The sequence below is a fragment of the Streptomyces sp. NPDC047515 genome (assembly GCF_040643055.1).
GTDB lineage: Bacteria > Actinomycetota > Actinomycetes > Streptomycetales > Streptomycetaceae > Streptomyces.
The window spans coordinates 15637-39215 of record NZ_JBEYTM010000050.1; the positions used below are offsets into that span (position 1 = coordinate 15637).

20 protein-coding genes and 1 pseudogene are annotated in these 23579 nt (G+C 70.2%); 7 read left to right on the forward strand and 14 right to left on the reverse strand.

The annotated features are described in order from the left end of the window. Window positions 1-42 precede the first annotated feature (42 nt). The 4 genes and pseudogenes from ABZ826_RS30500 to ABZ826_RS30515 all read left to right on the forward strand — a co-directional run. Window positions 43-1278, forward strand: a complete 1236-nt coding sequence (locus tag ABZ826_RS30500; RefSeq protein WP_361455333.1) for a cytochrome P450 — start codon at window positions 43-45, stop codon at window positions 1276-1278. A gap of 99 nt (window positions 1279-1377) precedes the next feature. Then, window positions 1378-3102: a helix-turn-helix domain-containing protein gene (locus tag ABZ826_RS30505; RefSeq protein WP_361455336.1), complete on the forward strand. Its 1725-nt coding sequence runs from the start codon at window positions 1378-1380 to the stop codon at window positions 3100-3102. 292 nt (window positions 3103-3394) lie between these two features. After that, a complete protein-coding gene (locus tag ABZ826_RS30510) occupies window positions 3395-4741 on the forward strand; it encodes a diaminopimelate decarboxylase (RefSeq protein WP_361455339.1) in 1347 nt (448 codons plus the stop codon). 42 nt (window positions 4742-4783) lie between these two features. Continuing rightward, a pseudogene (locus ABZ826_RS30515) lies at window positions 4784-4924 on the forward strand (site-specific integrase); the annotation flags it as partial. Window positions 4925-5029: 105 nt separating this feature from the next. On the opposite strand, the gene map reads toward ABZ826_RS30515, so the two are convergent. After that, window positions 5030-5812, reverse strand: coding sequence for a type I methionyl aminopeptidase (gene map / locus ABZ826_RS30520; protein ID WP_361455342.1), 783 nt, complete (start codon window positions 5810-5812; stop codon window positions 5030-5032). A 66-nt stretch (window positions 5813-5878) separates the two neighbouring features. On the opposite strand from map, the gene ABZ826_RS30525 reads away from it, so the two are divergent. Further along, window positions 5879-6178, forward strand: coding sequence for a helix-turn-helix transcriptional regulator (locus ABZ826_RS30525; protein ID WP_361455345.1), 300 nt, complete (start codon window positions 5879-5881; stop codon window positions 6176-6178). Window positions 6179-6344: 166 nt separating this feature from the next. On the opposite strand, the gene ABZ826_RS30530 is transcribed toward ABZ826_RS30525, so the two are convergent. The 13 genes from ABZ826_RS30530 to ABZ826_RS30590 all read right to left on the reverse strand — a co-directional run bounded on the left by ABZ826_RS30530 (window position 6345) and on the right by ABZ826_RS30590 (window position 18777). Next, a complete protein-coding gene (locus ABZ826_RS30530; RefSeq protein WP_361455348.1) occupies window positions 6345-6875 on the reverse strand; it encodes a discoidin domain-containing protein in 531 nt (176 codons plus the stop codon). Window positions 6876-7522: 647 nt separating this feature from the next. Beyond that, window positions 7523-8056: a phage tail protein gene (locus tag ABZ826_RS30535; RefSeq protein WP_361455351.1), complete on the reverse strand. Its 534-nt coding sequence runs from the start codon at window positions 8054-8056 to the stop codon at window positions 7523-7525. A gap of 5 nt (window positions 8057-8061) precedes the next feature. After that, on the reverse strand, window positions 8062-10020 hold the full coding sequence (locus ABZ826_RS30540; RefSeq protein WP_361455354.1) for a putative baseplate assembly protein: 1959 nt from the start codon (window positions 10018-10020) through the stop codon (window positions 8062-8064). Further along, window positions 10017-10430: a GPW/gp25 family protein gene (locus tag ABZ826_RS30545; protein WP_361455357.1), complete on the reverse strand. Its 414-nt coding sequence runs from the start codon at window positions 10428-10430 to the stop codon at window positions 10017-10019. The genes ABZ826_RS30540 and ABZ826_RS30545 overlap by 4 nt, the downstream gene beginning before the upstream one ends. Before the next feature lie 6 nt (window positions 10431-10436). Further along, entirely contained in the window at window positions 10437-10730 is a 294-nt protein-coding gene (locus ABZ826_RS30550; RefSeq protein WP_351081652.1) for a PAAR domain-containing protein, read from the reverse strand. A gap of 221 nt (window positions 10731-10951) precedes the next feature. After that, complete coding sequence (locus ABZ826_RS30555; protein ID WP_361455361.1) at window positions 10952-12967, reverse strand: VgrG-related protein; 2016 nt, start codon at window positions 12965-12967, stop codon at window positions 10952-10954. Next, window positions 12967-13773 carry a peptidase M23 gene (locus ABZ826_RS30560; protein WP_361455364.1) on the reverse strand — a complete coding sequence of 269 codons (807 nt, stop codon included), beginning with the start codon at window positions 13771-13773 and terminating at the stop codon, window positions 12967-12969. The genes ABZ826_RS30555 and ABZ826_RS30560 overlap by 1 nt, the downstream gene beginning before the upstream one ends. 5 nt (window positions 13774-13778) lie before the next feature. Continuing rightward, on the reverse strand, window positions 13779-14216 hold the full coding sequence (locus ABZ826_RS30565; protein WP_361455367.1) for a phage tail protein: 438 nt from the start codon (window positions 14214-14216) through the stop codon (window positions 13779-13781). Window positions 14217-14257: 41 nt separating this feature from the next. Then, on the reverse strand, window positions 14258-16048 hold the full coding sequence (locus ABZ826_RS30570) for a hypothetical protein (RefSeq protein ID WP_361455370.1): 1791 nt from the start codon (window positions 16046-16048) through the stop codon (window positions 14258-14260). Between the two features lie 29 nt (window positions 16049-16077). Further along, a complete protein-coding gene (locus ABZ826_RS30575) occupies window positions 16078-16221 on the reverse strand; it encodes a DUF6760 family protein (protein WP_093896703.1) in 144 nt (47 codons plus the stop codon). Next, window positions 16218-16676 carry a hypothetical protein gene (locus ABZ826_RS30580; RefSeq protein WP_361455374.1) on the reverse strand — a complete coding sequence of 153 codons (459 nt, stop codon included), beginning with the start codon at window positions 16674-16676 and terminating at the stop codon, window positions 16218-16220. The genes ABZ826_RS30575 and ABZ826_RS30580 overlap by 4 nt, the downstream gene beginning before the upstream one ends. Continuing rightward, complete coding sequence (locus ABZ826_RS30585; protein WP_072488539.1) at window positions 16676-17119, reverse strand: phage tail protein; 444 nt, start codon at window positions 17117-17119, stop codon at window positions 16676-16678. The genes ABZ826_RS30580 and ABZ826_RS30585 overlap by 1 nt, the downstream gene beginning before the upstream one ends. A gap of 107 nt (window positions 17120-17226) precedes the next feature. Then, window positions 17227-18777: a phage tail sheath subtilisin-like domain-containing protein gene (locus tag ABZ826_RS30590; protein WP_361455378.1), complete on the reverse strand. Its 1551-nt coding sequence runs from the start codon at window positions 18775-18777 to the stop codon at window positions 17227-17229. A gap of 263 nt (window positions 18778-19040) precedes the next feature. Between ABZ826_RS30590 and ABZ826_RS30595 the strand changes: the two genes are divergently transcribed. Next, complete coding sequence (locus tag ABZ826_RS30595) at window positions 19041-22994, forward strand: hypothetical protein (RefSeq protein WP_361455381.1); 3954 nt, start codon at window positions 19041-19043, stop codon at window positions 22992-22994. Further along, complete coding sequence (locus ABZ826_RS30600) at window positions 22991-23551, forward strand: hypothetical protein (RefSeq protein ID WP_361455384.1); 561 nt, start codon at window positions 22991-22993, stop codon at window positions 23549-23551. Before ABZ826_RS30595 ends, ABZ826_RS30600 begins: the two co-directional genes overlap by 4 nt. Window positions 23552-23579 lie beyond the last annotated feature (28 nt).

Sequence of the window (23579 nt, forward strand, 5' to 3'; positions counted from 1 at the left end):
GTCCGGAAGCCCCGCTGTCCCACCGCCCACAAGGACGCCACCATGACGCATGACACCCTCCTGCGGCAGGTCATCGACTACGCCAACCGCGCCGATCCCTATCCGCTGTACGCCGAGCTCCGCAAGACGCCCGTCATCCAGGGCGGCGACGACCTGTTCGTCGTCAGCACGTACTGGGAGATCAAGAGTCTGCTGCACGATCCCCGGATCAGCTCGGACGTACGCAACCTCTCCCCCAGCGCCGCCGGAACGCTCCTTCAGGAGGAAGAGGCGTCGACCCTGCCGCCCGCCTTCCTGAGACTCGACCCTCCCGAGCACGACCGACTGCGCCGTATGACGATGCGCCCGTTCGGACCACCGGAGTCGCCCCGGCGCGTCCACGACATGCACGGCGAGCTGGCCCGGATCGTCTCCGGCCTCGTCGACGCTTTCGGGGACCGGAGGCAGATCGACCTCGTCGACGACTTCTCGTACCCCTTCCCCGTCACCGTGATCTGCCGACTCCTCGGGGTTCCGCGCGAGGACGAGGCACGCTTCCACACCTGGGCCGACACCATCGCCGCCGGTCTCGACCCGAACCCGGACCAGGACCCCGGCGAGCGGCGGCGCGTCACCCAGCAGGCCCGCACGGAACTGGGGCTGTATCTGTCCGAGCTCATCGACGAGCGCAGCGGCGCGCCCGGCGACGACATGCTCTCCGCGCTGGTCACCCAGCACGGCGCGGACGGGCAGATGACCCGGATGGAATTGATCAGCACGGCCTCGCTGCTCCTGATCGCCGGTCACGAGACCACGGTCAACCTCATCACCAACGGGATGCTCACGCTGCTGCGCAATCCCGACGTCCTGGAGCGGCTGCGCGAGGCCCCCGGGCTGGCCCTCCCGGTCGTGGAAGAGCTCCTGCGCTTCGAGCCCCCCGTGCAGTTGCTTCCGCAGCGCACCACCCTCGCGGACATCGACATCGCGGGCACCACCATTCCCAAGGGCGCCTCCGTCTGGCTCGTCCTGGCCTCCGGCAACCGGGACCCGCGGCGGTTCCCCGACCCGGACCGCTTCGACCCCGACCGGGAGGACAACCAGCACCTCGGCTTCGGCAGCGGCATCCACAACTGCTTCGGCGCGCCCCTCGCCCGTCTGGAGGCCCAGCTCGCCCTCACCGAACTCGCCCGCAGGCTCGACAACCCCCGGCTGGTGGAGGACCCGCCCCCGTACCGCCGGAACGCCGTCCTGCGCGGCCCCCGCCACCTGGACATCGCCTTCGACGGACTCCGTGCCTGACCGGTTGCGCCGACTCCGTGCCTGACCGGTTCGGTGCGCTTCTCGCCAAAGGAGGTGCGAGCTGTGGCCCGCTCCGGGGCGGCCGACCATCATGGGCTGATGCCGACGCATGAACCGGACCGGCGCGACACCGAACCCTCGCTGGAGCAGATCCTCGGGCTGATCGCCCCCGGGATGCTCGATGTCGTCGTGGCACCGCTCGGTACCCGCGTGCCGGTGGCCGATGTCGCGCTGCACGATCCCGGTGAGGAGCGGGACGACGGGGCCTGGGCGGCGTCCGGGCTGATCCTGCTCGCGGTCGGTGTGGAGGTCGCCTCGCCCGAGGCGGTCGACGTGCTGCGCGAGGCCGACCGGGCCGGTGCCGCGGCCGTGGTGATGCGGCGCGGCTCCCGCGGGCCGCGGGCAGTGCTGCTGGAGGCGGCCGGCCGGGGACGGACGGCACTGCTGACCCGGCGGCCGGGGCAGGGGTGGACCGAGGTGCTCGGCCGATTGCGGACCGCTCTGGTGCACAGCGCCCCGCCCCGGTACGCGGCCCTGTCGGGCGGCGCGGACGGGGTGGACGCGGTGGACGGGCTGCGGCTCGGCGATCTGCCGGGGCTGGCCAACACGGTGGCCGACCTGGTCGGCGGTGCCATCACGATCGAGGATCCGCAGTCACGAGTGCTGGCGTACTCGCGGATGGACCACGAACCCGATCCGATGCGTCGGCTGACGATCCTCGGGCAGGAGGTCCCCCGCTGGCGGGTCGTCGAACTCCGCGAGAGCGGCTTCTTCCAGGAGTTGTGGAGCACCGACGACGTGGTGCGCCGTCCCGCCGACGGCCGGTCGGCCGAGCGGCTGGCCATCGCGGTGCGCCACGGGTCCGAGGTTCTCGGGTCGATCTGGGCCGCCGCCGACGGCCGGCCGCTCGCCGAGGGCGCGGCGGCGGCGCTGCGCACGGCGGCGCGGGCCGCCGTACCGCATCTGTCCCACCATCGGACGTGGGGCCGGGCAGCGGCGAGAGCGCGGGAGGAGGCGGTCCACGCGCTGCTGGACGGGGCCGCGCATCCGGAGCGGACCGCGCACGATGCCGGGATCGTGCGCGGTCGGCCGTACGCGGTGCTGGTGGCGGAGGCGTACGACAGCCGGGCCCTCGGCACCGCTGCCGGGCCGGGTGCCGGGGGCGACGGCGAGCAGCGGGTGGACGCCGAGCAGCGGGTGCTGGATGTGCTCGCGCTGCAGGCCGCCGCGTACCGGCCGGGATGCGTGACCGCGCGGTCCGGGCGACGGCTGTACGTCCTGGTCCCGGCGCGCGACGGTGAGCCCGATCCGGGCCGCACCCTGCTGGCGACGGCACGTTCGGTGCCGCACACCGCGGTGTTCGCGGGCGTCGGGCCGGTCGCGGTGGACCTGTCGGGGCTGCCCGCGTCACGGGATGCCGCCGAGCTGGTGGTGCGGGTGCTGTGGGAGCGGGCCGCGGCACTGCCGCTCGCGGGGGCGGTGTCGGCGGTGGCGGTGTTCGGCGAGGTGGAGACCGACGCGGCGGTGCTCCGGGTGCTCGACCGGGTCGAGCCGATGTGGGACTCCCTGTCGGGGCCCGTGCACGCGATGGCGGAGCACGATCGCGCACACGGTTCGGAGTACGGCGCGTCGGTGGCCGCATACCTCGACGCGTTCGGCGACACGGGCACGGCCGCCCGGCGCCTGAACGTGCACCCCAACACCCTGCGTTACCGGCTGCGCCGGGCCCGGGAGCTGTTCGGTGTCGATCTGGCCGACCCCTCCGTGCGGCTCCTGGCGGACATCGGGCTGCGGCTCGCGACGCGCAGCACACGGCACGGGTGACCCGAACGGCCTTTGGCCGAACCGTCGTTGACGGTTCAGCCGGCCGTTCAGCCGATCATTCGGCCGACCGTCGAGCCGATCACGCGGCTGATCGTCGAGCCGATCATTCGGCTGATCGTTCGGCTGTCCGCTGTCACAAAGAAAACGGGCAGGTGTCGTCGTGTCGGTCGAAGACGCGCCTCCCCCTGGGCGCCGAAGCTGTCCGTACGGCCGACAGCCGTACACCCCGCACAGGCGAACGGCCGCCCGGCCGTCCGGCCGACGTGACAGATGGAGGGTTGTTGTGGTTCCCATGGCTTCCGGCTCGGCAGCCCAACGGCGCGCCACCCGCCGGACGGCGGCGCTGGCGCGTGCCGTCAAGGACGGGCTGATCGGTCCGTCCTCGCCCGTGGTCGGCCTGCTCGACGTGGACGGCGTGCTCGCCGCCGTCGACGCGCTGAACGAGGCGTTCCGGGGGCCCGCCCCGGTACGGCACACGTTCGCGGCCAAGGCGTGCGGCCTGGTGCCCGTGCTGCGGCTGCTCGCCGAGGCGGGCATGGGCTGCGAGGTGGCCTCGCCCGGTGAGCTGGAGCAGGCGCTGGCGGCCGGGTTCACCTACGACCGGCTGGTCTTCGACAGCCCCGCGAAGACGGTCGGGGAGCTGGAGTTCGCCCTCACTCATGGCATCGCGTTCAACCTGGACAACTTCCAGGAGATGGCCCGCGTCGACCGTCTGCTGGCCGGACGGTCCGCCGCCGGGCCGATCGGACTGCGGGTCAACCCCCAGGTGGGGGCGGGTGCCATCGGCGCGATGAGCACCGCGACCGCGACCTCGAAGTTCGGCGTCGCACTGCGCGATCCGGGGGCCGTCGACGCGGTGATCGACGCCTTCGCGCGTCGGCCGTGGCTCAACCGGCTGCATGCGCACGTCGGTTCCCAGGGCTGCCCGCTGCCGCTCATCGCCCAGGGCATCCGCGCCGCGTACGAACTGGCCGAGCGCGTCAACGAGCGGCTGGGCCACCCCCGGATCACCGGGATCGACATCGGCGGCGGGCTGCCCGTCAACTTCGACGGCGAGGACGACCGGCCGACGTACGCCGACCACGTCGCCGGACTCCGTGACGCCGTCCCCGGCCTCTTCGACGGGCGCTACACCCTGATCACGGAGTTCGGCCGCTCCCTGCTGGCCAAGAGCGGAACGATCGCGACGGTCGTCGAGTACACCAAGTCGGCCGGCGGGCGGCGGATCGCGGTCACGCACGCGGGCGCCCAGGTGGCCACCCGTACGGTCTTCATGCCCGATGCCTGGCCGCTGCGCGTCGGGGTGTTCGACGCCTCGGGCCGCCCCAAGGAGGGCCCGACCGAGACCGTCGACATCGCGGGCCCGTGCTGTTTCGCCGGGGACCTGACCGCGACCGGGCGCGAGCTCCCGGTCGTCGAGCCCGGCGACGTGGTGGCGCTCCACGACACCGGCGCGTACTACTTCTCGTCGCACTTCTCGTACAACTCGCTGCCCCGCCCCGCCGTGTACGGCTACCGGACGGGAGCGGACGGGCGGGTGCGTTTCGCGCTCGTCCGAGAGGCGCAGAGCGTGCGCGAGGTCGTCGAGGAGAGCGGCCTCGCGCAGGCGGACGCGCTGGTGGCCCTGCGCGCGACCTGAACCCGGCTCCCGGGGCGCCCTGCGGATCCGGCTCGGCGGCAGGCGCGGGCGAAGGAGATCCTCGGCGTCAGCATCGAGGAGCTGGACCTGGCCGGGCGCCGGGCCCCGGTGCAGGCGAAGGGGGCCCGGCCGCGTACCCGGCGCCGGGGCGCCCCGCGCGAGGAGTTCGTGCCGCAGACCGTGTCGGAACCGTTGATGTAAGGGACAGTGAAGTATCGCGAGTGATGCGGGCCACTTCGATGCCGTACGGGCTCACCGCAATGGGAAGAGGGCCAAGGGGGTTTCGACTTACGGCTGCGATGGCTTCGGCAACGTGAGGATTTCGGCTCCGTCCTCGGTGATGGCGATCGTGTGCTCACTGTGTGCCGTCCGGCAGCCCGTCGCGCTTCGGAGCGTCCACCCGTCGGCGTCGGTGACGAGTTCGGCGGTGTCCGCCATGACCCACGGCTCCAGTGCCAGCAGCAGCCCGGGGCGCAGTTTGTATCCACGGCCGGGCCGTCCGGTGTTCGCAACGTGCGGGTCCTGGTGCATCGTTGATCCGATGCCATGTCCTCCGAACTCGGTGTTGATCGCGTATCCGGCCTGGCTGAGGACGGTGCCGATGGCATGGGAGATGTCGCCGATGCGAGCTCCGGGGCCGGCGGCGGCGATCCCTGCGGCCAGTGCGCGTTCGGTTGCACTGATCATCGCGACGCTCTCCGGGGGCTGCGCGTCGCCCACGATGAAGCTGATGGCGGCGTCCGCAGCGACTCCGCGCCTGGAGACGGCAAGGTCGAGTGTGAGCAGATCGCCGTCGGCGAGCGTGTAGTCGTAGGGCCGTCCGTGGAGCACGGCGTCGTTGACGGCCGTGCAGATGTAGTGGCCGAACGGGCCGCGTCCGAAGGATGGCGCGTAGTCGACGTAGCAGGACAGCGCTCCCGCCTCGGCGATCATGGTCTTGGCCCACCGGTCGATGTCCAGGAGGTTCGTGCCGATCGCGCTACGGCCCTTCAGTGTCTGCAGGATGTCTGCGACCAGGGCGCCTGTGTCTTTTGCTCGGGTCAGCAGGGTGGGGTTCAGGATCTCGATCATGCGCCGCTTTCCTCAGGGAACCAATAACTATACCGGCCATACTATACCGGTACTAGAATTGGGGTCATGGTCAGACTGCCGCTCACTCCCGCAGAGGTCGCACGCGGACAGCGCCTCGGCGCCCTCCTGCGTCGGGCCCGGGGAGAACGCTCGATGCTTGAGATCGCGCTCGACGCACGTGTCTCACCGGAGACACTCAGGAAGATCGAGTCGGGACGAGTAGCCACCCCTGCCTTCCCGACCATCGCGGTGATCGCCGATGTCCTCGGCCTCTCCCTCGATGCGGTGTGGGCCGAGATCAGCCGGTCCGACTGCGGCGTCGGACCGGCGAACGCTGTCAGTGCAAGTGAGCAGCTGACCGCGTAAGCCTCCGTCCCACAGCTGCGCCGGGGCGTCGAGACGTGCGTCAGCGCCCGGATCGCCACGCCCGGCGGGGGAACAGCGAGGCACCGGAACGGGTGTGGTCGTCGGCCGACAGGCCGCCCGGGGGCCCGCCTCTCCCGCACGGGCGGCTCCGCCGGCTGAGACCCCCTCAGGTCCTTCGGCCGAAGAACTCGACCTCCGCGACGGCCAGTCGGCGGCCGGGACCCGCCCCGTAGGTGGTGTCCGTCGTGAGACGGGCCCGGACGATCTCCGAGCCGCGCAGGTCGAAGGTCTGCTGACCGGGCTGGTCCTTGACCCTGATCTCCTTGCTGACCCGGCTTCCGTCCGCCGAGGTGAGCAGGACGGTGACCCGGGCCGGGCGGGCCTGGGTGAGGAACTCGTCCATCTTGGCCGACGTACCGGAGAAGACGACGAGTTTCAGCACCCGTACCGGCTGCTCGAAGTCGCACTCCAGGTACTGGCCCACCCCGGTGTCGGGACCCGCGGCCGCGGGCGCCCAGTAACGGTTGGTGAAGCCGTCGAACGCGGCCCCGGCCGGATGGCCCGGAGCCGTGCTGGAGGCCCGGAACCGGGTCGGCGGCACCGCCTCCGGCGTCCCGGTCTCGTCCTTGGCGAAGCCGAACCAGCCGGACACGTGCGGCAGGGCGAACCACACGCCGCACGCCACCACGATCAGCACGATCGGAAGCGCCAGGCCGGGGCGGCGCCACAGCCGACGCCGCGGCCGGGTACCGGCGACCGGCGCCTGACGCGGCCGGCGCCCAAGGATCCGGCGCCACCGGGCCGGCCGGACCCCGGGCGGCGGGCCCGGGTCCAGAAGCAGTGCGCATCGGACGCACAGGATGCGGTCCGGGGCGTTCTCCGTACGGCAGTTGGGGCAGCGGACCGGGGCGGCGGGGGGCGGACCCGGCGGTGCGAGCGTGGGGCCCGGCGGTACGTCGGGCAATGCCTCGGGCCCCGGCATCGACGCGTCCGGCTCGTCACCCGGGCGACGTGGGGCGGCCGCCGCGGCAGCGACAGGGGGCGCGGGGTGGGGCGGTGGCTCGGGTTGGGGCTGAGGTGGGAATGACGGTTGGGGCGGGGGTGACGGCTGCGGCTGGGGTGACAGTCGGGGCTCGGGTTGGGGCTGAGGTTGCGGTGATGGTTGGTGCTGGGGCGACGGCTGGGGATCCGGCGGTGGCCGGGGTGCCGGGGGCGGTGCCACGGTCGGGGCCGGGGACGGGACAGCCGAGGAGCCGCCACCGGGCCCCTCCCACTCCAGAAACGCCCGGCACGAACCACAGAACTGCGTCCCCGGCGCATTGCTCTGCCCGCACGCCTCACAGATCACGAGACCTCCAGGTCGAAGCCCACATGCGCCGGTATCTCCGTGCGGATCAGCTCCTCCAGCCGCACCCGGTCGACCTGGTACGCCTGCGAGGCCCGGACCCGGACCGTCACCCACGGCCGCGGGCCGCCCGGGAACTGCGTGTGCGGTGTCGACGACCACGCCGTGCCGCCGCTCTCGACGATGTCCGGCTCCATCCCGGTCTCCAGGAACACCGCTTCCGAGAGCCCGCGCCGGGTGCCGCGTCTGCTGTGCCGTTCGACCGCGCCGCGCACCGCCGCGCGCCGCTGCTCGACCGGGTGGTCCTCGTCCGGCTCGACCGCCACCCACCGGGCCAGCCAGGCCAGGAAGTCCTCCGGCGCGCTGCGCGGGTCGAGGTGGGCGGGCAGATTGTCGATGGAGAGCAGGACCGGGGCGAGTACGTCGTCGAGCGCGGCGAGGAACCGCCGGAGGAAGTCCTGCTCCAGGTAGACCGCCGGGAGTTGTTCGATCAGCGGGTGCGGTGTCGGCAGGCCGGTCACGGCTGTACGCATGGCGGTCAGGCCTCCCGTACCCGAAGTTGGTGCTCATAGCTGAAGACCAGTGCGTGCCGGTCCAGCGCGATCTTGGCGGTGGGTTCGCCGCGCTCTCCGGTCACGGGGTCCGCGGGGAAGAGGCGTACGTCCTCCACCAGGTCCACGCCCGGCACCCGTTGCAGTACGGCGAACGCCTCGCCCGACTGGACCGGGCGCCCGAACGGCCAGCCCTCCCCGCCCGGTCCGCCGCTCAGCGGGTTGAAGTAGCCGTACAGGGCCGCCAGCGCCTCCTCCCGTACCCGTTCCGGCACGACGCCCCTGTGGGCCTGCACCGAGGCGACCACCGTCACCCCCTGGTAGAAGGGCGGTTCGACCACCAACCGGGCGCCGATCGGGCGCCGTTCGTCCAGATGGCCCGCGATCAGGGCCAGCGTGTGCTGCGGCGGGACGAGCTCGTTGAACCGGATCCGGCCCTGCTCGTCGCTGCGCCCGGCCGGCACGACGAGCAGCCGCACCCCGCCCGCCTCCACGTCCGAGTCCCCGCCGGCCGGGATGCACTGCACCCGGGACGCGTCGGGGGCCACCTCGCGGGCCAGCAGTTCGTAGTCGTGCGGGACGACGGCCCGGTGCAGCGTCCGCAGCGTCATCGGCCCGCGCACCCGCGCGCTGTCCACCGTCTCGCCGTCGACTCCGCCGAGCGCGGGCCGCCGGTTCTCCACCCGGGCCACGTACGGGATGGCGCTGCGCAGCACCCGGAGCGTGGAGCGGGCGACGTTGCCGCGCAGACCACCGCCGGTACGGTACGCGCGGACGCGGACGGTGGCGCCCTTCGGCGGTACCGCGCCGTAGTAGCGGATGGACCCGTCCCGCTCCCGTACCGCCGGACCGAATTCGACCCGCCCCGAGTTGGGGTCGAGCGTGATGTGCCGGTCGTCGGGTCCGGAGTGCGCGAAGTCGTCGACGCGGGTCCACTCCGTGCCGTGCGGGCCGCCGGCCGGGTCCGCGACCTCGACGACGAAGTCGCCGGGGACGACGGGTGGGCGGCTCACCGTGAAGGTCTGTCCGGGTACGCCCTCGGCCGGGCCGAGCACCTCGTCCGTCACGGTCTCGGCGTGCACGGCCCCGACGGTCGCGCCGATGGTGAACGCCGTTATCCGGCGCACCACCGGAGGCGCCATGTACGTGGGCCGCCCGGGTTCGGCCGCCACCAGGCGGCAGCGCAGCCAGCCGCCGGTCCGGCGCACGACGACAGCCGGAGTGTGCCCCTCCGGCAGGTGCAGGATCAGTTCCCCGGACCGGTTGAAGCCGCCGGTGTCGTCCTTCTCGACCTCGCAGACCGTCCAGGCGCTGCCGTCCCAGGCCTCCCAGAGCAGCGGCGGCCTCAGCGGGTCCACACCGACGCCCTCCACCGCGCACTCCAGCCGCAGCACGACGACCCCCGCGGGAACGGCCGCCGACAGCCCCACATAGAGCGCGTCGCCGGGCGTGGGCGCGCTGTCGAAGCAGGGGACGGCCCGGCCCAGTGCGAGTTCCTCGGTACGGTCGGCGGCGTCGCCGGACGTCGGCCAGGTCGCCAGATGAGCGAACTCGCACGGCACGACGGACAGTTCACGGGCCGTCGTGAACACGACCGCTTCCTCCGTCTCCGTACGGACGGTCGCCACCTCCGTACCGGCCCTCACCCGCACCGGTTCGGGCTGCGGCGCGGAGAGCCGGAAGGTCACATCGGTGTGGGCGGCCGTGGGCGGGTGGAGCCGGACCCCGATCAGGTCGAGGAAGGTCAGATAGCTCTTCTCCGGAACCCGGTTCACGCGGTAGACGAGCTGGTCGACCATGGTCGCGAAGGCCTCGATGAGGGTCACGCCGGGGTCGGACACATTGTGGTCGGTCCACTCGGGGCAGCGCTGCTGGACGAGCCGTTTCGCCTCGTCGACCAGGCCCTGGAAGCGGCGGTCGTCCAGATGCGGACTGGGCAGCGTCACGCGCCGTCCACCTCCTCGTGCTGCGGAATCACATAGAACGGAAAGACCAGGTTCCGGGGGTCGTTGGCGCCCCGGACGGTGTAGCCGATGTCGATGTACAGGACCCCGTTGTCCACCTCGTCGAAGCGGACGACGACTTCGGTGACCTCGATCCGGGGCTCCCACCGGTCCAGCGCCAGACGTACCTCGTACGCCAGCTGTCCGGCCGTGCCCGCGTCCGCCGGGGCGAACACGTAGTCGTTGATCGCGCAGCCGAACTCCGGCCGCATCGGCCGCTCGCCCGGTGATGTCGCGAGGATCAGCCGGATCGACTCCTCCAGCTCGTACTCGCCGCGCACCAGGGCGATGGAGCCGGTGGCGTCCGTACGCGGCGGAAAGGCCCAGCCCGCGCCGATGAACTGCTGCCCCATGGACGCTCAGCCTCCGATCAGCACCGTCGGGCATCCGGACACGACGGGCGAGCCGCAGGCGGCGAGGTCCCCGACGCGTGCGGCGGGCTGCCCGCCGATCAGCACCGTGGCGCTGCCGGGCGGCGCGAGCGCGGACGGCGGATGCACCGCGGGCGGCGGCGAGGCGCACAGGTGCGGGGTGCCGACCGTGGCGGCGGGAAGGCCGCCGATGAGCACGGACGGGACGCCGGGCGGCCCGACCGTGCCGGGGTGTCCGGTGGGGTCGCCGACCCGTGCGGCTGCCGCCGCGGCTGCTGACATGGAAGTCCGGTCCTCTCGTTCGCGTCGCTCAGTTCGTTCGGATCATTCGGTCATTCGGGTCGCTCGGGTCGGTGGGTCGATCGGGTCGGTGGGTCGATCGGGTCGGTGGGTCGGATGGGTCGGTGGGTCGGATGGGTCGGTGGGTCGGATGGGTCTGATGGGTCGCTCGGGTCGCTCGGGTCGGATGGGTCGGATGGGTTGGCGCCCGTGCCTCCACGGCGTCAATTGATCTTCACCAAGGGTGCGTTGACGACCAGGGAGCCGCCGCTGCTGATGTCCGTCCGCTGTGTTCCGTCGACCGCGACCCGGGCACCCCGGACATCCACCGTGCCTCCGGTGGAGAGCCTGACCTCGCCGTTCCCGCCGTCGACGCGCACTCCGCTGCGGGACGTCAACGTGACGCTGTCACCGCTCAGTTCGAGGTTTCCCTGACCACCGTCCAGCGCGACCCCGCGCGCCGCCTTGATGGACACCTGCTGCTTGGCCTCGATGTTCACGCTGCCGTCGCTGTTGATCACGATCACGGTGCCCCTGCGGTCGAGGTCGATCTTCAGCTTTCCGTCACCGGTGAGCAGGCGTACGCCCTGTGGTCCGTCCGCGCCGTCCAGGAGCTCCAGCTGGTTCCCGCTCTTGGAGGCGACCGAACGGCGGTTGACGGCCCCGCTGGTCGGATCCACCAGCGGCGCACCGCCGGCGGAGTCGGGGACGGAGCCGGACGTGGCCGGGGCGCCGGTCACCGCGTCGGCCACCGCACCGGCCGCCCCCACCGCCCCACCGCCGCTCGGTCCTCCGCCCGCGCCACTGCCACCGCCACCGCCACCGCCGCCGCTGCCCCGCGACGGCCGGTCCTTCCCGTTGTACAGACCGGCGAGGACGTACGGACGGTCCAGATGCCCGTGCTCGAACCCCACCAGCACCTCGTCCCCCACCTCGGGGATGAACGCCTCGCCGCCGCTCGTCCCGCCCGACTGCGCCGTACGCGCCCAGTCGCTCGCGTACTCGTCCGACAGCCAGGGAAACCGCACCTTGACCCGGCCCGACCCGTCCGGGTCCTGGGTGTCCGTGACGGTCCCGTTGACCAGGCCCGCACACCGCGCCCCGCCACCGGCCCCTGCTCCGGACCCGCTGGAACCCGGCCCTCCGCCGGTCAGCCCGAACAGCGAACGCTCCTGCTGCCCGGAGACCGTGAGCCAGGTCTCGTATCCGCGCACCGGGTCGAAGACGTGCCGCGAGGACGTGACCGTGTACCGCCCCTCGAAGGGCGCGCCCACCGCGTTGAGCGCCACCGCGCTGCCCGCCCGCACCTCCGGATTCCCCCGGATCACCGCCTCCAGCTCCGCGAACGATCCGGCGATCCGCTCCGCCAGGGCCTTCGCCGCCTGGTCCACCTGCGCCTGCGCCCCGTACGCCGCGTCCGTGACCACGAAACGCGCCTCGCCGAACGGCGCGGACACCTCGGCCGCGCTCACCCCCAGCTCCAGCGTCGTCGACCTCCCCGCGGGCGCCCGCCCCACGAGCGGCTGCTTGGTCCTGACGTCCCAGCCGCGCACCTCGACCTCGCAGACCTGCTCCGCGGAGGACACCCCGGCCCGGCAGCGCAGCAGATTGCTGCCCATCTCCAGGACCAGCGGGTCGCGGTCGGCGCGCGCCGAGCCGTCGGGGGCTCCGCTCGCCTCCGCAGGTCTGGTGATGTGCAGCTGCCCGTCGAGCACATATGCCTGGGCGCCCGCCTCCTCCGCGAGACCGCGCACGAACTCCCAGTCGGTGACGTTGGGCTGGGCGATGTGTTCGAGTACCGGCCCGGCCACGTCCACCGTTCCCGGCTTCAGTCCGGCGCGCTGGGCCACCTGGGCGCAGATGTCGGCGAGCGTCATGTTCTGGTAGCTGGCCACCCGGCGTCCCCGGAACAGCCGGTGCGACTCGTCGAGGCCGCGTACCACGGTGAACGTCCCGGTCTCGTCGAGCTCCACCTCCAGGGCGGTGACCACCCCTTTCAGCAGCGGCTTCGGTGCCGTGTCGCCGCCCGCGCGGGCCAGCAGCCGGGCCTCGCTGCCTATCTTCAGCCCGGTCTGCTCCAGCAGCACCCGGTCGGGGTCGCGAAAGCGCAGCAGAAACAGGTCGGGGAGCGTGCGGCTGTCGTCGACGTACCCCTCGACCAGCGTGTTCACGAACCTGGGCGGCAACGGCCGACCGCCGAATTCCACCACCAGCCCCGACGCGACGCCCGGCTGCGCCATCAGGACCGCCCCCTGTCCCGGGTCTCTTCGAGCCGGTTGAGCTCGTCCAGCGCGGGAAGGAGCAGCTGCCGTCCGGGGGCCAGCCGCATCGGGTCGTCGATCCCGTTCGCCTCCGCGATCACCCGCCAGGCCGCCGGATCGCCGTACTCGCGCTGGGCGAGCGACGGCAGCGAGTCCCCGGCGTCCAGCCGGTGGACCCGCCGGGCCGCGAGGGCGCCCGAGGTCGGGTTCTGCCCCGGAGTGTCCCCGCTGATCTCCTCCATGGTCACCTGGCAGACGGCCCGGATCGGCACGCCCGACGTGGTGAACAGGGTGTACTTCGCCTGTACTTGGCTCACATAGCCGGGGAACCCGGTCAGCCCGCCCCAGTGGAAGACCACCCACGGCGGCGACGAACGCTGCTGCTGACGCGTCTCGTTCGTCGGCACACAGCACGCGAAGAGCTGCTCGACCGAGGTCACCACGCGGGTGTCCTGGGTGTCGCTGGCGTCGAAGAACATCTCCACGGTGAGCTTGCTGGGCTGCGAGCCCTGGTACTCCGGCGGGCCCGAACTCTTGGCGCCCTTGGCCGGACTCCGCTTCCAGGAGGCGGCCTTGGTGAGACTCAGCTCCTTGGGGTTGAACTGGAAGTCGATCCGTCCGCACGGGCCACCGGGTGTGAGGCCGCCCCCGGTCGGCGGCGTCCGCAGTTCCAGATAGGCGTGCTCCAGCTTGGGTCGGGCCGAACCCCCCTTTCCCACCTTCGCCGCCGCAGCGGCCCCGGACGTACCGGCGGCACTGAACGCGATGGGACCCGCACCACTCACGACGGTCAGCCCTCCATCACATAGCCGTGATGGGCGATCTCGATCGTCTCCATCGCCACCTTGGGCGATTCCGGGGTGAAGGACGGGCCGGTCCACCGGACGGGCACGACCTCCAGCAGCCCCCACTGGGCCACCCTCCGCCCGTCCCCGGTCCGCGCCTCGATGTGCGCCGTCTTGCGGCTGAAGCCGGTCGTCATGGTGGCGAACCAGCGGGCGACCTTCTCGGTCTCCTTGGTCAGCGGCCTGGACAGCTTCACGTTCGAGTACTTCAGCCGGGTCGGCAGCTGCCACAGGTGTCCGTTGTTGCCGCCCTCCTCCCGTGTTTCGAGCACCACTTCACAGCCCAGCCCGTCACATGTGTTGAACGACCCGAGCTCGATGTCGTCGATCGTGACGACGAAGCAGACACTGACGGCGGGATCCTCGTCCTGGGCGGTGGCCATGGCGCATACCTCTCAATTCCCTGTGTTGTCGCTGCCGTTCGTCAGTGCCGGGTGTTGATGAGAAATCCCGCTCGTTCGCGTTCCAGCCGCAGGTCCGCCTTGAAGAGCCGGCTGAGCGGTGTGTACAGGGCGCGTACCAGCTCGTCGGTGACGACGGGGGCCCCTCCTGGGGCGGCGCCGTGGCCGGGAGCGCCGGGTGCGGCGTGTTCCTCGGCCGCGGGTCCGGGTTCCGGCTGGGGCTCCGGGTCTGGCTCGGGCCCGGCCTCCTGGGGCGGATCCGGTGGCGGTGGCTCCTCGGTCCCGGTCTCGCGCTGGACGACGGGCGGCGCGTACGGCGGGGGCGGAGACCCGAAGACGACGCTGCCGTCGGCCATCCGCTGCGCCACCCCGGCAGCCACGGCGACCGAACCGGCCGAGGTGAAGGAGGGCCCGGACGCCGAGGGAGTGTGGACGGCGGACGGTGCGGTAGGGCTACCTGAACCCGGCAGTGAACGGGGCACCGGCGGTCCCCCGGCTGCCTGCCGCTGAAGGGCGGGAAGCGGTGGGGCGGGCGCGCCCGTCCCCTGCCCCGGTGCCGTGACGGTACGTTGCAGCGCCGCCGGTACGGACGGTGTCGCCGCCGCCATCGACGGCGCCCCCGCCCCACCGGACGTCCAGCGCACCGGAACGGCATCGGCCAGGGACACCGGTTCCGCACCTGGCACCGACACCGGTCCCGCACCGGCCGGCAAAGACGGCGCCACCTCGTCCACTGCGGAACGCTGTACGGCCCCCGGTCCACCACTGCGGCCGTTCTGGAGCGTCACGGGCCGGTCGGCGAGCAGCGGCGCGACCGGGGCGGTGTTCGGGGGCGGCGCCAGGGGAGCCTGCGGCGGCACGGCGGGAGTCCGCTGCACCGCCGGTGTGGGCCTCGGCGGTGTGGAGTCCGCCGGTGTGGAGCCCGATGCGGCGGGGCCCGCCGGTGTGGAGCCCGACGCGGCGGGGAGCAAGGGAGAGTCGCCGAGCAGCGGCGCGGTGGGCCCACCGGATTCGGGCTCCGCCTCCGGGGCCGGAGGCACCTGAGCGGCCTCAGAAACCTCGCTGGCCCCACTGCCCCCACCGTCCGCCACTCTCCGGGCAACCGGAATCCGCCCGGACTCCGCACCAAGTCCTTCAACGGCGGCCTGACGCCCTGCGGTTGGCGGTAGTGCGGACATGGGCGCGCCAAGACCGGGCGCGCGCCGGGCCGGATCGGGGGCGGGCGGCATCACCGAACGCTGAACGGGCGGAGCCGGGGACGGATGCGGGCGCGGGTGCGGGTCGGGCGTCGCGGGCTCGGGCGGAGCCGATTCGGGCGCCGCCACAAGGGGCTGCTCGCCCACCAGTTGGCGCACCGGCAAGTCCGCCACGGCCGCCTCCCCGGCCGACGTCATCGCGGGCGCATCGCCCGGAACGACGCGCTGCATGGGTACGGACAAGGGGACGGACCTGACCCCCACCGGCAGCTCCGCCGAACGCTCCACGGAGCGCTGCACCGGCGACGGCCGGTCCGCGGTGACCGGGGCGGCCGGGGCGGTGATCCCGTGCACCAGCCCGGTGGGCGCGTCCGGACTGACCAGATGTCCGAGGGGTGTCCCCAGCGAGGCGTCCTGCCGAGTGGAGAGCGCCCCCTGGAATCCGGAGGGGTCGATGACCAGGTCCTGAGTGCGCAGGGCCCGCTGGATGGGCGGCAGTTCGGACAGGTCGACCCGTTCGCGCGGCGGCGCCGTCGGAGCGGCGCCCGCACTGCCCGCCTCCGCGGGCGTACTCGTTTCCGTGCGCCCGCCACCGCGCAGCCAGGACATCAGGCCCATGGATTTTCCCGCCCTCCCTGCGCTGTTCGCTACTGCCCGTTGAGGCGAGCGATCTGTGCGACGAACCTCAGTCGTTCCGGGTGCTCCAGGTCCAGCAGCTCATCGAGCGGCCAGTGGAAGTGATAGGCGAGGTACGCGACCTCCTCGTAGAGCAGGTCGGCCGCGTACGTCACGATTCCCCCAGGCGGCCACCGGCGAGATTCACCGCGAACTCCTCCTGGCAGGACGGACAGGTGACGGCGGCGCGGGTGTGTCCCTCGGCGTTGATCCGCCGGTAGAAGTCCTGGAGAAAGGCCAGGTCGGAGGCGAAGAGATCCTCGATGACGCCGGGGTGGATGTCGTCGATCGTGCCGATCCGGGTGACGACCCGGGCGATGAGCACGACCGAGAGGTACGCGGAGTTCTCCCGCACCCGGTCGTCCCGCAGCGGCACGAGTTCGTCGCGCGCGGTCGCGAGCCGCATGACGCCCGTATGGTGCACGACGCCCGCGTCGTCGACGTACCCGCGCGGCAGCTCGAAGGTGAACTCGGTACGGAGCGGCTCCCGTTGGCCGGACCGCCCGCTCCCGCCGGCCGGGAGGTGCGCGTCCGGCCGCTCAGGGCTCTTTGCCGGAGCCGTACGCCGCATCAGTCGAGTTCCATGCTCTCGTAGGTGATCGCGAGCTTCTCCGTCAGGACCGAGGTGTCACCGGCCTTGAGAGTCCCGATCTCCAGCGACTTCGGCCAGGCGTTGATGAGCTTGTAGCGCTTGATGGCGATGCCCTCGTGGTCGTACACGATCACCGCACCGTTGCGGCGGGCCGCGGTCATCCGGCCGAACCGGGAATCCTTGATCCACCGTTCGAAGCTGTTGTCCTCGGTGAGGCCCCGGGTCACGGTCACCTCGCCCGCCTTCGGCCGGCCCGGAAGCTTCTTGATGGCGTAGCGGCCATCGGCGGTGTTCTGCTTCAGCTCGATGACGTCCTGCTCCATCTTCAGACCACTGACCTCGGTGATCTGCTTGATGACGACGCTGTCGAATTCGAGGCCGAAGGAGGCCCCGACGGTGCTGTCGAGATCGGGAAGTGGCACAACAGGCTCCTTTACCGCTCTTGCCGCTTGGAGGACCTCAGGACGTCCGCGCTGCTCGGCCCGGCTCCCGCCGGTCATTCCCGCCGGTCATTCGTCCACGCCGTCGGTCATTCGTCCACGCCGCCGGTGCCCCCGGTCAGCTGGGAGAGCCGGAAGACGACGAACTCGGCCGGCCGGACCGGTGCCACCCCTATCTCGCAGATGACCTGACCTGCGTCGATGCTCTCGGGCGGGTTGGTCTCACGGTCGCACTTGACGTAGAACGCCTCTTCCGGGGTGAGTCCGAACAGCGCGCCCTTGCGCCACTCGTTGACCAGGAACGCCGAGACCGTGCGCCGGATACGGGCCCACAGGGCGTCGTCGTTGGGCTCGAAGACCACCCACTGCGTACCGGCGAGGATCGACTCCTCCAGGTAGTTGAAGAGCCGCCGGACATTCAGATAGCGCCAGGCCGGGTCCGATGCCAGCGTGCGCGCGCCCCAGACCCGGATGCCGCGTCCGGGGAAGGACCGGATGCAGTTCAGCCCGATCGGGTTGAGCAGATCGTGCTCGCCCTTGGTCAGCTGGGTCTGCAGGGCGACCGCTCCTCGTACGACCTCGTTGGCCGGTGCCTTGTGCACACCGCGCGACTCGTCGTTGCGGGCCCAGACCCCGGCGATGTGGCCGCTCGGCGGGACCAGCCGCGCGCGCCCCGACGAGGGGTCGGCGACACGGATCCAGGGGTAGTAGAGCGTGGCGTACTTCGAGTCGAAGTTGGCGCGGTCGGTGCGCCAGGCACGGATCTGCTGCGGGCTGAGACCCGGTGGTGGGTCGAGCACGGCGACGCGGTCGCCCATCAGCTCGCAGTGGCTGATCAGCCCCTGCTGCACGGCGATGACCGACTCCAGGTCCAGCAGCCCGCGTTCGTACGCGCTCATCAGGTCCGGCACGGCGATCGTGGTGACCTCTTCGACGGCTTCCAGCCCGCCCAGCCCGGTCCGGCGGTCGGGATCGCCGACGTACACCTCCGGGGTCAGCGCCCCGGCACCGGGTGACGTGGGCGCCGCCGGGGCCAGGGTCACGGTCTGCGGCTCGGGCTTGGCGGGTGCGGCGCCGCGCCCGGACTCGCGTATCTCGATGAGCTCCGACGTGGCGTTGACCCGGGTGGCGACGTTCTCCTTGCTGCGTTTGGTCGTGACGCCCGGGTACGTCTCCGCGACCTGCCCGTCCCGTTTCACGACCAGCTGGAAGACGTCGGAAGGCGGATCGTCTCCCTCCGCCTCGGTCACTTCGACGGTGACCTCACCCGCCGCACCGGGCCGGGGTTTCACCGCGTACGGCCCCAGCTGCGTCTCCGATCCGGCGGGCAGCTGCCCGGCCGGGGCGTCGTTCCCGTCCTCGGCCGGGGGCTCCGTACCGTCACCGATGCGCACCACGTAACAGACACCGCCACCGTTGGCGAAGAAGCCGTAGACGGCGGCGGCGAGATACGTACCGTCGACGAAGTCACCGAACGTGCCGGCGAACTGGCTCCAGTTCGTGATCAGCGTCGGCTCGTCGAACGGGCCCTTCTGCGCGAAGCCGACGAAGGCGGCGACCGAGGTGCCCACCCCTTCGATCGGCCGGGATCCGGACTCGATCTCTTCGACGTAGACGCCCGGGGACAGGTACGACGGCATGTGAGTCTCTCCTTGGCCGGGGAACGCCCGCAATTCTTGCGACAGCCCCGATCACCCGGAACGGACGCACGGCCGCCCGCCCGTGCACCGGCCGCTGCCCGATCAGGCAACGCGCACGCGCTGTACGGCCCAGCGGGCGCTGCCCCCGGCCGCGTCCCCGCGCGCTGCGTACGCGATCCACCGCCCCCGCACCCTGGGACGGCGGTCGGGCCTGGTGGCGCCGAGTGCCGACTGTCCGGGGACGTGGTGGGCCGGGAGGGCGGATGAAGGAGGTTCCTGAGAAGGATCCCGCCTCCGTGTCCGGCCGTGGAGGTGCCCCCCGGCGCGACGACGTGACGCTCACACCCGAGGTGTCACGTGCGCAGACGGCCCCACCCCACCGCTCCGTCGACAGCCGCCCGCCCGGGGACCGCCCCGCCCCCGACCCCCGCAGCCTGCAGCGCCTGCAGCGCGCGGCGGGCAACAGCGCGGTCTCCCGTCTGGTGGCCCAGCGCTACACCGCCCCCGTGAAACCGTCCCCCGCCCAGGCCCCCGGCTTCCGCAGGGTCAAGGCCGACGTCGCGACGAAACGGACCAGGATCGCCGTCCACGCCCCCGCCGCCAGCGAGTCGAAATCGGCACAGGACGCGGCGGTCGCGCCACCTGACGACAAGGAGGCCCAGGGCAAGGCGGCGAACGCGGAGAAGATGAACGCGGCCAAGCCGGGTGAGTTCAACAAACAGGCGTTCATCGACGCGGTGAACAAGGCGATCGACGCGCAGGCCCCCAAGAACCTCGACCAGGCCGACAAGTTCTCCAAGTCCGGCAAGGCCGACAAGATCAAGGACGAGGTCGACGGCAAGGTCACCGACGGCAAGGAGTCGTCCGCCAAGGACATCGACACGGCGACGAAGGCCCCGCCGGACACCTCGGCGGCCAAGGACAAACCCGTCACGCCCCTCTCCCCCGACCAGCCTCCGCCCAATCCCGGCGCCCCGTCCGCGACCGACGCGATCCCCCCGAAGCAGCCGCCCTCGGTCACCGACTTCTCCCAGGGCCCGGCCGAGAACGACAAGGCCATGGCGGACGCCGAGGTCACCGAGGACCAGCTCGCCAAGGGCAACGAGCCCGAGTTCGACCAGGCCCTGTCCGCGAAGAAGACGGCCGAGGCCGACTCCGCGAAGGCCCCGGCCAAGGGCAGGACGGCCGAAGCCCAACAACTCTCCACAGCGAAGGCCGGCGCGGCGGCGTCCGGAGCCCAGGCCATGACCGCCCTGACCGCGACCCGCACGGCGGCGGGCAAGCAGGTCGACGGCGGCAAGGGCGAGACGAAGTCGAAGGACGAGAAGAAACGCGCCGAGGTCACGGCGAAGCTGCAGAAGGTCTACGACGGCACGAAGAAGGACGTCGAAACCACCCTCGCGGACCTGGACAAGAAGGTCGACACGGCGTTCACGGCGGGTGAGAAGGCGGCCCGGGACGCGTTCACCGCCGACCACAAACGCCGGATGAAGGCGTACAAGGACAAGCGCTACTCAGGCATGTTCGGCCCGGCGAAGTGGGCCAAGGACAAGCTCATGGGCATGCCGAAGGAGGCCAACGACCTCTTTCAGGAAGCCCGCAAGCTCTACGTGGCGAAGATGCAGACGGTCATCTCGTCGGTGGCCGACATCATCGGCGCCGAGCTGGGCAGGGCCAAGGCGCGCATCGCCAAGGGCCGTGCGGAGTTGAAGGCCGAGGTCGACAAACTCCCCGCCGACCTGCGTCAGTTCGGCGAGGACGCGGCGAAGGACTTCGCCGGGAAGTTCGACGACCTCGAAGCCACGGTCAACGAGAAGTCCGAACAACTGGTCCAGGACCTGGCCACGAAGTACACGGCGGCCCTGAACAAGATCGACGAGGAGATCAAGAAACTCCAGGAGGCCAACAAGGGCCTGGTCCAGAAGGCGAAGGACGCGATCGTCGGCGTCCTCAAGACGATCAACGAACTCAAGAACCTCCTGCTCGGCATCCTCGCCAAGGCCGCCTCGGCCATCATGAAGATCATCCAGGACCCGATCGGCTTTCTGGGCAACCTCGTACGAGCCGTCGGCGCGGGCCTCAATCTCTTCATCACCAACGTCGCCGAACACCTCAAAACAGGCGTCGTCTCCTGGCTCCTGGGCACCGCGGTCAAGGCCGGCCTCGAACTCCCCCAGAAGTTCGACCTCAAGGGCATCATCCAACTCATTGCCTCCCTCCTGGGCCTGACCTGGGCCAACATCCGCGCCCGCATCACCCGCAAGGGCATCCCCGACCAGGCCATGAGCGCGGTCGAACAATCCGTCCCGGTCGCCCAGACCCTCGCCCGCGAGGGCCCCGCCGGCGCGGTCAAGGAAATCAAGGCGGAAGCGGGCGACCTCAAGGCCACCATCCTCGAAAAGCTCACCAGTTACCTGATCCCCACGGTCATCATCGCGGGCATCACCTGGATCATCTCCCTCCTCAACCCCGCCTCCGCGTTCGTCCGCGCGGTCAAGGGAATCATCGACATCGTCACGTTCATCGTGAACCAGGGCGCCCAGATAGTGGAGTTCGTCAACGCCGTCCTGGATGCCGTCATCGCCATCGCCAACGGCGGCTCGGCAGGCGTCCCGAAGATGATCGAGGCCGCCCTGGCGGCCAGCGTCCCGTTGTTGATCGGCTTCCTGGCCTCACTGCTGGGCATCGGCGGCCTGGCCAACAAGGTCAAGAGCGTCTTCCACGCGGTGGCCCGCCCCGTGAACAGGGCCATCGACAAGATCGTGGGGTTCATTGCCAAGGCAGGAAAGAAAGTCTGGGCAAAGCTCAAAGGCAAGGACAAGAACACGAAGAAGTCGGGCAACGAAAAGGCGACACAAAAGAAGAAACAACAAGAACTCCCTGAGGCAATGCGCCAGGCAAGAGCCATCATATCCAAGCACGAAAAAAATGACTCACCGGTGAACGCAGTAACCACAGAATTGCTCACACTACGGGGAAAGTTCCCTTGGATAAAGGGATTCGACGCAACAAAGAAGGGCGTCGGATTCTCCCTGGCCATGAAGGCGAGCAATCACCCGCTGGGGTCATACAGTGATATCGAAAACATAAAAGATCAGCTTGACAAATTCAGCCCCGGTTTCATCAAAAAGGTCCACGCCCACTGGTGGGACCATCAAATCAAGCGACCAAAGATCGAGTCGGGCCAGCTATGGAGAAGGGACGTCCTCGATCAGACCGAAACCAGAGCGGCGGACTATCTGAAACAAAACAGCACAGCACACGATGTGAAAAAGAAATTCTATGAAGGCAACAATCGCGACATAAACGCGGCCGCATTCGCAGGTCACGTCTTCGGGGTAAAAAGCGGCATACGAAAGAACGCCGTCAAGCTGCTTGGAGATGCAGCCCTGAAAGAGCTGAAGAAACAAGGCCGACAAGCAGCTCGCGACGTCCCCGAAACTCGCGCGATCCTCAGATCGATGAAGTTCCTTCCAAGTCGGGAAACCTACGGGCTTTATGAACCTTTCCCGCCGTCTCCGGACGAACGCGAGCATAACGACTTCCGTCCAGTCTCCATCGTCCTGGACCAGGCGAGAAGCACCCCCGACAAGGGGGTGACCATAGTGCGGACGGCCGCAGGAAAGACGTTCACGATCACCCAGGACCTGAAGAACGGTATGGAACTTCAGGTGGAGGGAGTGGACCTGCGACTCAAAGAGCCCGGCGACCCGCGAGGCGTGACGCAGGACTCTCCAGGGTTCGTAGCCAACCAGAACCTCAACCGCTCTCATGTGATTGCCGACTGGTTCGGCGGCTCGGGCTATCGAGATGCGCTCAACCTGGTGACCGCCAGCGATCACTACAACAAAACGGTCATGGGCGACGCAGAGTCGGAAATAGCGACTGAGATCCTGGCATTTGCCGAGAAGCACAATCTGGCACGAGGGCAAGTGTCCATGAACCTCAAAGTGACCGTGACATTCGGAGAACTGCTGAAAGATACCTTCATGAGGAACATTCAGAATCAGGAGTGGTACACGGCTGGCGACTCGGAATCAGAAGCCCAGCTGAAGAAGCTTACGAGCATACTATTGAGTCCCCCAGTGAGACGCGTCATGGGCGTCTTGTACTCGTTCACGCTCACGTCTACAGTCTCAGATGTCCCGGCCGAAAAAGATTCACGCCTGATCCAGTCCGATGATCACCTCTTCATAAGAAGGAGTGCAAGTCAGTGACCAGCATGGAAGATGTCGTGAAATTCTTCAACTCCTACCTAGATATCGATTACGCTGGAAATACAGCTGTCTATTCGGAATCGGACGAGGTGGTGAACGAGCGCCGGGACGCAAGCATGAAATTTTGGCATGAAGTCCCGGGTGCCCAGCTGTCACCTGGATTCGGCAGGCCGATGGGAATGCCATCCGAACAATTGGCTCAGCTGGCCGCGAACGTAAACCTGGCACGCCGTACATTGTTCCTGGTCGCCGAATACAGCGACCCCACCTGGGGAACTCTCTACGCCGGATACATCGGCGGCGACAGGGCAAGAACAGCTCAGTCGTACGGCGGACTGTTGTATGCGACCGAGATCAAGGGCCAACTCAAGATCATCGCGTCATACCGGGAAGACATCGACAAGCTGCCTCCGCCCACGCACTGGCGTCACTCACAAGGCGCGGAGATCAGCTCTCCAAACACTCCGGTGTCCGTCCGTGCCCTCGAAGCGCCAACAGGGCGAGCTGCGCATCGGCAGGACTGGGACGCGCTCCGGAACGCCACCACCGACCTCTGAGGTCTACCGGCGCCCACCAAGTCGCCGG